The 13,491-nt window shown below is 65.6% G+C and carries 11 protein-coding genes; 4 read left to right on the forward strand and 7 right to left on the reverse strand.

All coding sequences use genetic code 11. The features are described 5' to 3' along the window. Nucleotides 1–39: 39 nt before the first annotated feature. The 4 genes from ACFSNN_RS23800 to iolB are packed head-to-tail and all read left to right on the forward strand — an operon-like array spanning nt 40 to nt 5,780. A complete protein-coding gene (locus tag ACFSNN_RS23800) occupies nt 40–2,085 on the forward strand; it encodes a bifunctional 5-dehydro-2-deoxygluconokinase/5-dehydro-2-deoxyphosphogluconate aldolase (protein WP_134458378.1) in 2,046 nt (681 codons plus the stop codon). After that, nucleotides 2,082–4,055: a 3D-(3,5/4)-trihydroxycyclohexane-1,2-dione acylhydrolase (decyclizing) gene (iolD, locus tag ACFSNN_RS23805; protein ID WP_134458376.1), complete on the forward strand. Its 1,974-nt coding sequence runs from the start codon at nt 2,082–2,084 to the stop codon at nt 4,053–4,055. The genes ACFSNN_RS23800 and iolD overlap by 4 nt, the downstream gene beginning before the upstream one ends. Nucleotides 4,056–4,065: 10 nt before the next feature. Further along, nucleotides 4,066–4,983 carry a myo-inosose-2 dehydratase gene (gene iolE, locus ACFSNN_RS23810; protein ID WP_134458374.1) on the forward strand — a complete coding sequence of 306 codons (918 nt, stop codon included), beginning with the start codon at nt 4,066–4,068 and terminating at the stop codon, nt 4,981–4,983. Then, a complete protein-coding gene (gene iolB / locus ACFSNN_RS23815) occupies nt 4,980–5,780 on the forward strand; it encodes a 5-deoxy-glucuronate isomerase (protein ID WP_134458372.1) in 801 nt (266 codons plus the stop codon). Before iolE ends, iolB begins: the two co-directional genes overlap by 4 nt. A gap of 41 nt (nt 5,781–5,821) precedes the next feature. Here the strand turns inward: iolB and ACFSNN_RS23820 are convergent, their stop codons facing one another. The 7 genes from ACFSNN_RS23820 to ACFSNN_RS23850 all read right to left on the reverse strand — a co-directional run bounded on the left by ACFSNN_RS23820 (nt 5,822) and on the right by ACFSNN_RS23850 (nt 13,415). Beyond that, nucleotides 5,822–8,179, reverse strand: a complete 2,358-nt coding sequence (locus ACFSNN_RS23820; RefSeq protein ID WP_134458370.1) for a hypothetical protein — start codon at nt 8,177–8,179, stop codon at nt 5,822–5,824. 390 nt (nt 8,180–8,569) lie between these two features. Then, a complete protein-coding gene (locus tag ACFSNN_RS23825) occupies nt 8,570–9,283 on the reverse strand; it encodes an ABC transporter ATP-binding protein (protein WP_134458368.1) in 714 nt (237 codons plus the stop codon). After that, nucleotides 9,280–10,032, reverse strand: coding sequence for an ABC transporter ATP-binding protein (locus ACFSNN_RS23830; RefSeq protein WP_134458366.1), 753 nt, complete (start codon nt 10,030–10,032; stop codon nt 9,280–9,282). Before ACFSNN_RS23830 ends, ACFSNN_RS23825 begins: the two co-directional genes overlap by 4 nt. Continuing rightward, entirely contained in the window at nt 10,029–11,321 is a 1,293-nt protein-coding gene (locus ACFSNN_RS23835; RefSeq protein WP_208949506.1) for a branched-chain amino acid ABC transporter permease, read from the reverse strand. Before ACFSNN_RS23835 ends, ACFSNN_RS23830 begins: the two co-directional genes overlap by 4 nt. Further along, nucleotides 11,314–12,252: a branched-chain amino acid ABC transporter permease gene (locus ACFSNN_RS23840; RefSeq protein ID WP_134458364.1), complete on the reverse strand. Its 939-nt coding sequence runs from the start codon at nt 12,250–12,252 to the stop codon at nt 11,314–11,316. The genes ACFSNN_RS23835 and ACFSNN_RS23840 overlap by 8 nt, the downstream gene beginning before the upstream one ends. A gap of 4 nt (nt 12,253–12,256) precedes the next feature. Continuing rightward, nucleotides 12,257–12,706 carry an acyl-CoA thioesterase gene (locus ACFSNN_RS23845; protein WP_134458362.1) on the reverse strand — a complete coding sequence of 150 codons (450 nt, stop codon included), beginning with the start codon at nt 12,704–12,706 and terminating at the stop codon, nt 12,257–12,259. Between the two features lie 178 nt (nt 12,707–12,884). Then, nucleotides 12,885–13,415, reverse strand: a complete 531-nt coding sequence (locus ACFSNN_RS23850) for an NUDIX domain-containing protein (RefSeq protein WP_134458360.1) — start codon at nt 13,413–13,415, stop codon at nt 12,885–12,887. Nucleotides 13,416–13,491: the final 76 nt, after the last annotated feature.

Genomic DNA, 13,491 nt, shown 5'->3' on the forward strand with positions numbered 1-13,491 from the left:
GCCGCGCCGGCCGCCGCGCCTAGCTATTCAGGAAACTTCATGGATCAATCCACCACATCCAGCGGCGTCACATCCGCTTCGGCGCCGGCCACCGGCAGCCGCTTCGCGCCCGGCCGCGGCCGCGATATCGTCTGCCTCGGCCGCCTCGCCGTCGATCTGTACGCGCAGCAAGTCGGCGCGCGACTCGAAGACGTGTCGAGCTTCGCGAAGTATCTCGGTGGCTCGTCGGCGAATATCGCGTTCGGCTGCGCGCGGCTCGGCCTCGCGTCGTCGATGCTGGCGCGCGTCGGCAACGATCACATGGGCCGCTTTCTCATCGAGACGCTCACCAAGGAAGGCTGCGACGTCAGCCACGTGCGCATCGACCAGGAGCGTCTAACTGCCCTCGTGCTGCTCGGCCTGAAAGACCGCGATACTTTCCCGCTGATCTTCTATCGCGAGAACTGCGCTGACATGGCAGTCGACGAAGCGGATTTCGACGAGGCCTACATTGCGTCGTCGAAAGCGCTGTTGATCACCGGCACGCACTTTTCCACCGAACAGGTGAACCGCACGAGCCGCCGCGCGCTGGACTACGCGCGCCGCAACCAGGTGCGTACCGTGCTCGACATCGACTATCGCCCGGTGTTGTGGGGCCTCACCGGTAAAGCGGACGGTGAGACGCGCTTCGTCGCGAGCGAAGGCGTCACCGCGCATTTGCAGCGCATTCTGCCGCTGTTCGATCTGGTGATCGGCACCGAGGAGGAATTCCGCATTGCCGGCGGCAAAACCGAACTCGTTGAAGCACTCGCGATGGTGCGCGCCGTCACACCGGCCACACTGGTGTTGAAACGCGGACCGATGGGCTGCCAGATCATCGACGGCGCGGTGCCCGCCTCGCTCGACGACCTGCCGGTTCACGGCGGCGTGGAAGTCGAAGTGCTGAACGTGCTCGGCGCGGGCGATGCCTTCGCTTCGGGCTTTCTCTCCGGATGGCTGCGCGATCAACCGCTCGAAGCCTGCGCGCGCATTGCAAACGCGAGCGGCGCGCTGGTCGTCTCGCGCCACGGCTGCGCGCCGGCCATGCCGACGCCCGCCGAGCTCGACTACTTCCTGCGTGAAGCGAAAGCGGATCCGCAGCGCATGCGCCGCCCGGATCGCGACGCAACGCTCGCACGGCTGCATCGCGTCTCGCCGGCTCGCAAACAATGGGACGAAGTGCTCGGTTTTGCTTTCGACCATCGCAACCAGTTCTTCGAACTCGCGCAGCAAACCGGCACTGACGAAGCGCGCATTGCGCGCCTGAAGGGCCTGTTCGTCGAAGCCGTCGCGCAAACCGAAAGCGCGTTGGGTTTGCAGAACCGCATCGGCGTGCTGATCGACGACCGTTATGGCCAGGACGCGCTGAACGCGGCGACTGGGCGCGGCTGGTGGATCGGGCGGCCGGTGGAACTGCCGGGCTCGGTGCCGCTCGTGTTCGATCATGGCCGTTCGATCGGCACTACGCTGATCCCGTGGCCGCAGGAACATATCGTGAAGTGCCTCGTGCAGTTCCATCCCGACGAACCCATCGAGCAGCGGCTCGAACAGGAAGCGCAACTGCGCGCGCTCTACGACGCGACGCAAGCAAGCGGCCATGAATTGCTGCTCGAAGTGATTCCGCCGAAACACGCGCATCTGCCGCAAGCGCCGGACACCGTGTATCGCGCGTTAAAGCGCCTGTACAACATCGGCATCTATCCCGAGTGGTGGAAGCTCGAACCGATGGACGCCGCGCAGTGGCGCAATGTCGACGCGCTGATCGCCGAGCGTGATCCGTATTGCCGCGGCGTGGTGCTGCTCGGTTTGTCGGCGGCCGTCGAGCAGCTGGACGAAGGCTTCCGCGCGGCGGCGCAATCGGCGACATGCCGCGGCTTCACGGTCGGACGCACGATCTTCCACGAGCCGAGCCATGCGTGGCTCGCCGGAGAAATCGGCGACGACGAGTTGATCGCGCGCGTGCGCCGCACCTTCGAAACACTGATTGCTTCGTGGCGTGCGACGCGTGGCGCAAGCGCCGCGAAGTCCAGCGCTCCGAACCCTGTCCATCAGGAGCAAGCCGCATGAATCAGCGCGTAGTGCATCACGACGCGGCGTCCGCCAACGACGCCAGCCACGCCAGCACGCGCACGGGCGGCACGGTGCGCCTGACGACCGCGCAGGCACTGGTCCGTTATCTCGCCGCGCAACGCGTCGCGACGGAAGACGGCGCAGGCACAGAGCCGCTGTTCGGCGGCGTGTTTGCCATCTTCGGCCACGGCAACGTGGCGGGGATCGGCGAGGCGCTGTATCAGCACCGCGAAGAGTTGCCCACTCTGCGCGCTCACAACGAACAGGCGATGGCGCATAGCGCGATCGCCTACGCGAAGGCGCATTTCCGCCGCCGCATGATGGCCGTCACGACGTCGATCGGACCAGGCGCCACCAACCTCGTGACCGCGGCGGCGCTCGCCCATGTGAACCGTTTGCCGGTGCTGCTGCTGCCCGGCGACATCTTCGTTTCGCGCGCACCCGATCCCGTGTTGCAGCAGGTGGAAGACTTCCACGACGGCGGCGTCTCCGCCAACGACGCGTTCAAGCCCGTGTCGCGCTACTTCGACCGCATCGTGCATCCGGCGCAATTGCTGAATGTGTTGCCGCGTGCGGTGCGCGTGCTGACCGACACCGCCTTGTGCGGGCCCGTCACGCTCGCATTGCCGCAAGACGTGCAGGCGCAGGCATGGGATTTCCCGGCCGACTTCTTCAAGCCGCGCGTCGTCACGTTTTATTCGCCCGCGCCGCGCGCCGATGAAATCGAAGCCGCCATCGCGCGTCTGCGTCATGCGAAGCGGCCGTTGATCGTCGCGGGCGGCGGCGTGCTCTATGGCCGCGCAACCGACGCGCTGCACCGTTTCGCCACGACGCACTGCATTCCAGTGGCGGAAACACAGGCCGGCAAAGGCGCGCTCGCGTGGAACGATCCGCTGAACGCGGGCGCGCTGGGCGTGACCGGCTCGCCCGCAGCGAACGCGCTCGCGCACGACGCCGATTGCGTCTTGGCCATCGGCACGCGCTTGCAGGACTTCACGACCGGCTCGAACACCTTGTTCACGCAAGCCGACGTGATCGCCATCAACGCCAATGCGTTCGACGGTCTCAAGCATCGCGCGCAAGTGGTCGAAGCCGATGCGCGTCTCGCGCTCGAAGCGCTCGCCGAACCGCTGCAAGGCTGGCAAGCGGACCGCACGTGGACCGCGCGCGCGCACAAACTCGCGGCAAGCTGGCGCGATACGGTGAGCACGCTCACGCATGCGCCGCAGCGCGATACCGTGCTGCCTTACGAGGGCGACGTGATCGGCGCCGTGCAGCGTTCGAGCGCGAGTTCACCCGCGAACGACATCGTCGTCTGCGCGGCCGGCACGCTGCCCGCCGAATTGCACAAGCTGTGGCGCGCGGGCAAACCGGGCGCGTATCACGTCGAGTACGGCTACTCGTGCATGGGCTACGAGATTGCCGGCGGCCTCGGCGTGAAGCTCGCGCGGCCCGCGCGTGAAGTGATCGTGATGGTCGGCGACGGCAGCTATCTGATGATGAACAGCGAGATCGCCACCTCGGTGATGATCGGCGCGAAGCTGATCGTCGTGGTGCTCGACAATCGCGGCTATGGCTGCATCAACCGCTTGCAGCAGGCGTGCGGCGGCGCGCCGTTCAACAACCTGCTCGAGAACTGCATGCAAGGCCCGCTCGGCGCGCCGAAAATCGACTTCGCAGCGCATGCGCGGGCGCTCGGCGCGCAGGCCGAACACGCGGCGAATGTCGCCGAGCTCGAAGCCGCATTGCAACGCGCCCGCGCGGCGGATCGCACTTACGTGATCAGTATCGATACCGATCCCGCCCACACCACCGACGACGGCGGCTGGTGGTGGGAAGTGGCGGTGCCGGAAGTCTCGACGCGCCCCGCCGTGCGCGACGCGCGCGCGAAATACGAATCGCAACTCGCGGCCCGCGCCGAACCGGCCGGCTCCGCGCAGAACACCGGCTCCGCCGACAACGAATGAGGACGCCCGCATGACTGCTTTCGACGTACGTATCGGCATCAATCCGCTTTCGTGGATGAACGACGATCTGCCTTCGCTCGGCGGCGAGACGCCGCTCGACGTGGCGCTGACGGAAGGCCGCGAGATCGGCTATCAAGGCTTCGAGCTCGGCAACAAGTTTCCGCGCGAACCGCAGGCGTTGAAGACGCTGCTCGCGCAATACGATCTCGCGCTGGTCTCCGGCTGGTATTCCGGACGCCTCGCGCGACGCAGCGTCGAGGAAGAAATCGCGGAGGTCGGCCCGCATCTGGAATTGCTCGCGCAAAACGGCGCGACGGCCATGGTGTACGGCGAGGTCGCCGATTCGATTCAGGGCGCGGCGCAACCCCTGTACCAACGCCCGCGTTTTTTCAGCGAAAAGCAATGGGCCGACTATGCGGCCCGTGTCGACGAATTCGCACGTTATACGTTGAGCCGCGGCGTGCGGCTCGCTTACCATCACCACATGGGCGCTTATGTCGAAACACCGGCCGATGTCGATCAACTGATGGCGCGCACCAGCAACGCCGTCGGCCTGTTGTTCGACGCGGGACACATCACGTTTGCCGGCGGCGATCCGCTCGCCGTGCTCGACAAACATATCGGGCGCGTTTGCCACGTACATTGCAAGGACGTGCGCCCTGCCGTCATGAAGCTCGCGCGCAATCGCAACTGGAGTTTTCTGGACGCGGTCATCGCCGGCGCCTTCACGGTGCCGGGCGACGGCGCGGTGAATTTCCCCGCGATCATCGCGCGCCTGAAGCGGCACGGTTATTGCGGCTGGCTGGTGGTGGAAGCCGAACAGGATCCGGTCGTGGCGCCATCGTTCGAATACGCGCAGAAAGGCTACAAGACGTTGCGCGCGCTGGTCGATGCGCCGCTCGACGGCACAGAGCAGGAGGCAGCATGAGTTTATTGGTGAAGGCGCAGCGCGAAGGCCAGACAATCGCGCGAGTGACACCGGAGTCGGCGTGCTGGCGGTATGTCGGTTTTGCCGCTTACCGTTTGGGTGAGAAGGAAGTCGTGCACGTGTTCGAACCGTCGCGTGAAGTATGCATTGTCGTGCTCACCGGCGCCGTGGATATCGAAACCGCGGACACCAAATGGAGTTCGCTGGGTTCGCGCGACAGCGTGTTCGAAGACGCCGCGCCGTATGCGGTCTATCTGCCGCCGAATGTGCGGATCACGGTACGCGCTTGCCGCGATGCCGAGATCGGCGTGGCGAGCGCACCGGCCAAAGGCGAACTACCGGCGCGGTTGATCGAGCCGGGTTCGATGAAACGCTCGACACGCGGCAAAGGGCTGAATACGCGATACGTATGCGATATTCTTCCGCAGACCGAGCCGGCGGAGTCGCTGTTGGTGGTGGAAGTCAGAACGCCTGGCGGACACGCTTCGAGCTACCCGCCGCATAAACACGACACCGACAATGTCCCGCACGAGAGCTCACTCGAAGAGACTTACTATCACCGGCTCGATCCGCCGCAAGGGTTCGCGTTTCAACGCGTGTACACCGACATGCGCGATATCGACGAGTCGATGGCCGTCGAGAATCACGACGTCGTGATGGTGCCGCGCGGCTATCATCCGGTGGTCGTACCGTATGGGTACGACTCGTATTATCTGAACGTGATGGCGGGCGGACAACGGGTCTGGCATTTCCGTAACGACCCGGCGCACGAATGGATCATCAATAAGGACGCTTGATGTAGCAGCCTGCGCGGCGCTTTCGAGAAGCACCGCGCAGGCTATTTTCTAACGGCCAGATCGACATCCAGGCCGCCGTCTTCGCCCATCCTCACCGTTCCCTTCGACACGTCCTTGCGATAACCGTACAGATCGAACTTCATCACGCCGGGGTTCGAACTGTCCTTGATGAAGGTGCGCGTATTCGTCACCAACGAGTTGAACATCTTCACGTCGCCGGATTCGATCCAGACGAAGCTCTTGCCCGCGCCCGCAGGCGGCCTCGCGGCGGCGACGTTGCCGTCGCGCTTGAACTTCAGCACGAGGCCTTCGCCGGTAACTGTCGCGCTGGCGAGACGCCCTTGCAAAACCGGCGGCGGAAACACGGTGTACTGATCGAACACCAGCTCATTGCCCTTGAGCGCCACGCCCTTGCGCGTGAACGGCGTGAGCGACGCGAGCGGAATATCCAACGCGCGCAGCAAGCCGGCCTGCGGCACGCCGAGCACCTTCACCGACGCCGGCTCATACACGAGATGCCGCTCGTCTTTCGCGACGATCGTACCGCTCATCGTGGTCGGCAGCCAGACACCAGGAAAGTGATTCCATAACTTGATGCCGCCGCTCACTTCCAGCTTGCCGTCCACCGGCCTCAACTGCAAATCGTTGAGCGAGCGCGGCTCGTAGTCGAGCAGATAGTCGTTGAAAAGCGCCGCCATTGCGGGCCACGGCTCCACCACCTCGCCGCTGATGATGCGGATGTCGTACTGATCGGGATCGTCCAGGTCGACCGGTTGTCCCGGCTGTTTCGGCACCATCTGCGCGTCCAGCGTACGCACGTGAAAACCGATGCGCCCCGTCACGTAGAAGTCGACATTTTCGACGTGAATCAACGGTGCGGGTCCCGGCGAATGACGCTCGTCGCTCAACGCCGAACCCGGCATCGCCATACCTTGCCCCGAGAATGCCGCGCGCGTGCCGACTGGAATCGAGCGCGCCACCGCGGCGGTCCGCACCGTCTGCGGCACGTGTTGCCAAACGAGCCGCGCCTGCGCGAGCGCGGCCTGCTGCGCGCGAATGAAGCTGTCGTTAAAGCGCGCGCTCGCGCTGCCGGTTTGAAGTGAGGTGCCTTTGTCCGCGCTGGCTAGCGTCGTATATGACGGCAGATGCACGTCCAGCGCGCCCGCTTCGTCGAAGGTGAAATAGCCGGCCGCCATCTGCTCGCGATAGTGGTACAGATCCAGCACGAACGGCGCTTTGCCGTCGATTGGCGTGAGCGCCATGTCGATGTTCATCGGCATCGAGCGCATGAATTTCACGTCACCGCCTTGCACCAGCATGCCGCGCGCGGGCATCGTCGCGGGCCAGACGATGTTCGGCACGCTACGGTCGTCGAGCGTGAAGCGTACGCCCGCCGCGCTCGTTTCAATCTGGGTGATGGTCATGTGCAACGCAGGCGGCGGCGTCAGTTTGGCCACTTGCATCACGACGTCGTCGCCCTCCAGACGCGCGATCGGCGTGTCCACTTTCAGCAGGTCGGCCATCTTCACGTGCGCGGCCTGCATCAGCTTGTCGGCGCCGACGCCGGCTACTTCGACGTGATCGGCGTGAAAGACGAGTTCGTCGGGGTTGCGCATCGACAGCGAACCGCTCAGCACGATCGGCACCCATGTCTCGCGATGCATTTCGCCGCTGATGCGCAGATTGCCGCCGTCCTGCGGCACCACGCGCATGTTGCGCAACGGCGAGCCCTGATACTGGAACAGGTAACGGTTGAAGATCGCCGTGAGCTTCGCGGTGTCGAGCGTCACATGGCCGCGGTGGACGTTGATCGTCACGCTGGTCGGATCGTCGAATACGATCGGCTGGCCGGGACGCGCCGGGCTCAGCGTCGCCGCCATGTCGTGAATCATGAAGCCGATGTCGCCGGTCACGCGAAAGTCGACGTCGCGCGCGAACATCAGCGAGCCGTCGATGCCGGAATCGCGCAGCGTCAGCGGACGGCTGCGTTTCTCGGTCATTCCGCTCGCCGATGGTGTGCGCGCAGCGATGGTTTGCTCCATCGCAAGTTGTTTGGCCTTGGCGAGTTCGAGTGCGGGTCGCGTCGACGAGGCGGGTTGAGCGGCGCGCGCGACGTCCGGCGATGTCGTGGCACTCGCGCGGCGGTCGGTGGTGCTGGCTTCGTTGCTCGACGCGTTGGTTGTCGTATTCGCGGGATTTGACGTTGCGGACGCCGTATCGCTGGTTGTCGAGCTCGCGTCGGCGCATGCGGACATCAGCAGCGCGGCCGTCAACAGCGCGGTGCCCGCACAGATGGGCGTGTACCACCATGCGTGCTTCGACTTCAGATCTTGCCGCGAGTGCGTCGACGTCCGCGGATCGTTCGCCGACGCCGCCTGCAATGCGCGTCTCTGTCTCATGATGTCTCCTCCTGAAGCCGTGACGCGTTCTTCGCGCGCCGGGCACGACATGGTTCGCCGCGCATACCGCGGCTTTAAACAGCAAGCCGCCGTCACGCGTCTTTATCCGATTGTCTTTATTTGTCAGCGCGCTGCCGACAAGATTTCTGGAGGACGCTCACCAAACGATCAAGCGTTTGAATCGCTGTGCCGGGTGATCGGAGAGCCGCGTGCACGGGGCGTGAGCGGCGCGTGGACAAATGGGATTCAAACGGCACGATTGGCGCGATCCGAGCGCTCTGCGCGGATCGAGCGACTCATTCGACGCGAAAGGCATTCGGCAAGGACAGCACTCGGTCGCCCATCACCGCGCGGCGCCGCAATAAAACGCCGCTAGCGAACGTCGATCGATCAACCGACGCCGAGCCATTCCCGCATCACGTCCGCCCGCTGCACGAACGACGCGAGCGCGCCGTCGAACACGATTTCGCCGTGCCCCATCACCGCGACGCGGCTGGCGATGTCCTGCGCAATCACGAGACGCTGCTCGATCAGCAGCATCGCCACACCGCGATCGCGCAAGGTCCGCAAACACTGCGCGACCTGCTCCATCACGAGACTCGCGAGACCCTCGCCGGGTTCGTCGATAACGAGCAGATCGGGATCACCAAGGAGCGCGCGAGCGAGTGTCAGCATCTGCTGCTCGCCGCCCGAGAGCGCGCCCGCGCGCGTGCGCTTTCGTTCGCGCAGCACGGGGAAAAGCGCGTAGGCATCGTCGAACGTGAAGCGCGGCGCGCGGCCGCGATCCCGTGGCGCGACGCCGAGTTGCAGATTCTCGTGCACGCTCAGCGTCGGAAATACGTCGCGGTGTTCGGGCACATAGCCAAGTCCGAGACGCGCGATCTCGAAGGTGCGCAGAGCGCCGAGCGGCCGGCCCGCGAAACGCAACTCGCCTTCGCTGCGCACGAGGCCCATGATCGCGCGTGCGAGCGTCGAGCGGCCCGAGCCGTTACGGCCGACCAGCGCCAGGACTTCGCCCGCTTCGATGCTGAGCGTGACGCCGTGCAGCGCCTGGCTCGCGCCGTACCACGCGTTCAGCGCGCGAATTTCGAGCAAGGCGCTCATGTGCCGAACCCTTCGCCGAGATAGGCAGCGCGCACTGTGTCGTCCGTGCGGATCGCCGCCGGCGTGCCGCTCGCGATGATGCGTCCTTGCACGAGCACCGAAATGCGATCGGCGATCGCGAAGACCGCGTCCATGTCGTGCTCGACCATCAAGAGCGTGCGGCCCGCCGTGGTCTCGCGAATCAGTTCGATGGTGCGCGCCGCTTCCGCGCGATTCATGCCGGCCGTCGGCTCGTCGAGCAGCAAGGTATGCGCGCCGCCCGCGAGCGCAATGCCGAGATCGAGCGCGCGCTGCTCGGCATAGCTGAGCGTGCCGGCCTGGATGTGGCGGCGCTCACTCAAGCCCACAGCGTCGAGCACTTGTGCGGCGCGCGCATCGACCGTTGGCGCGCCGCTGAAACGCTGCCACCAGCGCGTGCGGTCACGTTCGGCCAGCATCGCCGCGCAGCGCAGGTTGTCGAACACGCTGAGGCGCGCGAACACACTGGTGCGCTGGAAGCTGCGCGCAAGCCCGCGACGCGTGATCGCGGCCGGCGCGAGCCGCGTGATCTCGGCGCCGAACAGATCGATGCGGCCCGCGTTCGGCCGCGCGCCGCCGGCGATCAGATTGAAGAGCGTCGACTTGCCCGCGCCGTTCGGACCGATCAGCGCGTGACGCTCGCCCGGTTGGATCGCGAGATCGACGCCGCGCAGAATCCGCGTCGAGCCGAAGCGTTTTTCGATGCCGTAGAGCGCGAGCGCGGGGATCATTGCGAGGCTCCGGCAGTGGGGATGGCGTTTGAGTGCAGGGTTACGAGCAACGCTTGCGCGCGCCTCGCGTAATGCGCGGCCAGTCCTCCCAACGCGGCCAGCACAAAGACCGTCGCGCCGAAGTAAGCAGGCGACGCGATAATCCACGAAGGCACACCAGGCACACTGAACGCCGCGCCATCGCCCGCGTCGAATTGCACCGCGTAGGCCCATTGCACGGCGAGCACGGCGGCCACGCTCCACAGCAACGCGGCAACCGTGCCCCACCCATACGCAGCGCCGCACCGGCGCCACCCGTACGCGGCCACCCGCGCCATAAAACGCCGCGCGAAGCCCGCCAATCCATCCGGCGACATCACCACGATCACGATAAAGAACAGCCCCAGATAAAACAGCCAGGCTCGCGTGACGCTCGCCACCGCGACGCTGAAAAACGTCAGAACGACCGCGCCCGCGACCGGCCCGAAAAACGCTGCCGTGCCGCCGATCACCGTGGCGATCAACACCGCGCCCGAGCGCATCATGCCGACGCTTTCCGTCGACACCAGCTCCACATTGATCAGCGCCAACGTCCCCGCGATACCCGCGAAAAACGCCGACATCACCACGACGCCGTAGCGAACACGGCGTGGGTAGCAGCCGATCGCCGCGGCCCGCACGGGGTTGTCGCGCACCGCATTGGCAAGCCGCATGAAAGGCGTGCGCGACAGCGCGAACATCGCCGCGCACGCGAGCAGGCACCACACGGCGATCAGCGCATAAGCCTCGCGCGCAGGGCCGAAGTTCCAGCTTCCGATCGGCACGCCGCTCGTGCGATCGATCGCCACGCCCGCCTCGCCGCCGAACCAGTCGGGCAGCGTCCACGCCGCAGCCGCGACGAGTTCGCCGAGACCGAGCGTGATCATCGCGAAGGCCGTGCCGGCGCGCCGCGTCGCAATGAAACCGAACAGCACGCCGCACAGCGCACCGCCAATGCCGCCGACCAGCGGCAGCAGCGCGAGCGGCACGCCGATCCGGTTGAACACCTGCGCGGCCACCAGCGCGCCCAACCCCGAGTAAGCGGCATGACCGAACGACAGCAGCCCCGTCTCGCCGAGCAGCAGGTTGTATGAAAGCGCGAGCACGATCATCGTCGCGGTCTGCGCGAGATAGGCGAGCAGCCAGCTTTGCGGCCAGACGAAGGGCGGCACGGCGAGGAACAGAATCAGCGCAAGCCACGGCGCGAGCACGCGCCAACGCGCATGCGGCGCGGCCCTGGATTTCGCTGACGATTCGCCGGCTTCATGCATGATCGTCGCGCCGTCCGAACAGGCCGCGCGGGCGCAGCGCCAGCATCGCCACCAGCAGAAGATACGGAATCAGCGGCGCGAGTTGCGCGAGCGTCAACGCGTCCCATTCGACGGGGAGCGTGGCATCGAAGATCGACAGCACGTCGCCCAGCGACACATTGCTCGCCACGGCCAGCGTCTGCACGCAACCGACCAGCAGCGACGCCGCCAGCGCTCCGCCCAGCGAGCCCAGCCCGCCGATCACGACCACCACGAACACGATCGAGCCGAGCGACTCCGCCATCCCCGGCTCGATCACGAAGAGCGGCGCGCCGATCACGCCGGCCAGCGCGGCGAGCGCCGTGCCGGTCGCGAACACGCCGGTGAACACGCGCGGCACGTTGTGGCCGAGCGCTTCGACGGCGCTCGCGTGCGTGAGCGCGGCGCGCACGATCAGCCCCGCCTTCGACACGCGCAACACCGCGAACAGTACGGCGAGCATGGCGAGCGACACCGCCATCATGAACGCGCGGTAGCGCGCGAACGCCGCGCCGTAGACGGTGAAGAGCGGCCCGTCGAGCACGGCGGGCACGCTCGCGGACAGCGGGCTCAAGCCCCAGCCGAGCTTGACCAGTTCGCCGAGCAGATACGCGGCGCCGAACGTCAGCAGCAACTCGGCAAGGTGGCCTTGCACGCGCACGCGCCGTAATAGCCAACGCTCGAGCGCTGCGCCGGCCAGCCCGACGACGAGCGGCGCGACGACCAGCGCGCTCCAGAACCCCGTGCGCGCCGCCACCGAAAACCCGACATACGCGCCGAGCATGTAGAAACTCGCATGCGCGAAATTCAGCACGCCGAGCATGCTGAAAATCAGCGTCAGGCCCGCCGACAGCATGAACAGCAGCAGGCCGTAGCTGACGCCGTTGAGCAGATTGATAACGAGCGACTGCACGCGCCTAATCCGGCTGTTCTGCGACGCTCAACGGTTCGAGCGCCGCGCGCAATTCAGCGGGCAGATTCACGGGGCGCCGTGTGACACGATTCACATACACATGCACGAAGTGTCCTTGCGCGGCGGGTTCATCTTCGCCTTCCTTGAAGAGACCCACCTGATAGCGCACGCTCGACGTGCCGAGCCGTATCACGCGCAGGCCCGCGTCGATCCGCTCGGGAAACACCACCGGCGCGAAGTAGTTGCACTGCGTCTCCACCACGAGGCCGATCGTCTCGCCCCGCTCGAAATCGAGCACGCCGGTGCGCAGCAGATACTCGTTCACCACGGTATCGAAGTAGCTGTAGTAGACGACATTGTTCACGTGACCGTAGACGTCGTTGTCCATCCAGCGGGTAGGAATCGTCAGGAAATGCGGGTACGCGCTGCGCGGGGCGGATGCGGGTTTGTTCATGCTGGCGTGGTCGGCTCGGGCTTTATCGTGAACGTTGTGCGGCTAGCTGTTTTCGTCAATGCGAGTCGGGCAGCATGCGCTGCGGGCGCATTCGCCGACAGCGCATGATCAGGCAGGAAATATTAGCTGTGCCGCATTATTCGGTCAGCACGGCTCATCGGCGCATTGGTCACGCGGCTCACTGCCCCGGTCGTTCGACGAACTCGAACGGCAGGCCGCGCCGCCGCATCCATTCGCCGAGCGCCTGGCCGGTGCCGGCGCGCCACGGCCGCAATTTGGCCGGCTCGACCAGCCGGTACTCCAGCAATTCCGGCGACAACGCAATGGTGCCGTACGCCTTCACGTGATACGCGATGATCAGTTCGTTCTTGCGGATGAATTCGTACACGCCGATCAGTTCGACCGTCTCCGCATGCAGTGAAGTTTCCTCGAGCACTTCGCGGGCAATGCCCTCTTCCGGCGTCTCGCCGTTTTCGAGGAAGCCCGTGATCAGCGCGAACATGCCCTCCGCCCAGGCGGCATTGCGCGCCAGCAGAATCTTGCCTTCGTATTCGACGATCGCCGCCACCACCGGCAGCGGATTGTTCCAGTGGACGTAGCCGCACGTCGAATCAGGGCAACTCTGGCGGATGCGCCCGCCTTCGTGTTCGGCGTCGGCGCGCTCGGTCAACGGCGTGGCGCAGCGTGGGCAAAATCGGTATTCGGTCATGGCGAAGAGGACGTCTCGTTTGTCTTGTGTGATGGCTTGTAGCTTCTGGGTGTGACGATCGGTTTGCGCTTGCCGC

Source organism: Paraburkholderia dipogonis, assembly GCF_042680985.1.
Classification (GTDB): Bacteria; Pseudomonadota; Gammaproteobacteria; order Burkholderiales; family Burkholderiaceae; genus Paraburkholderia; species Paraburkholderia phytofirmans.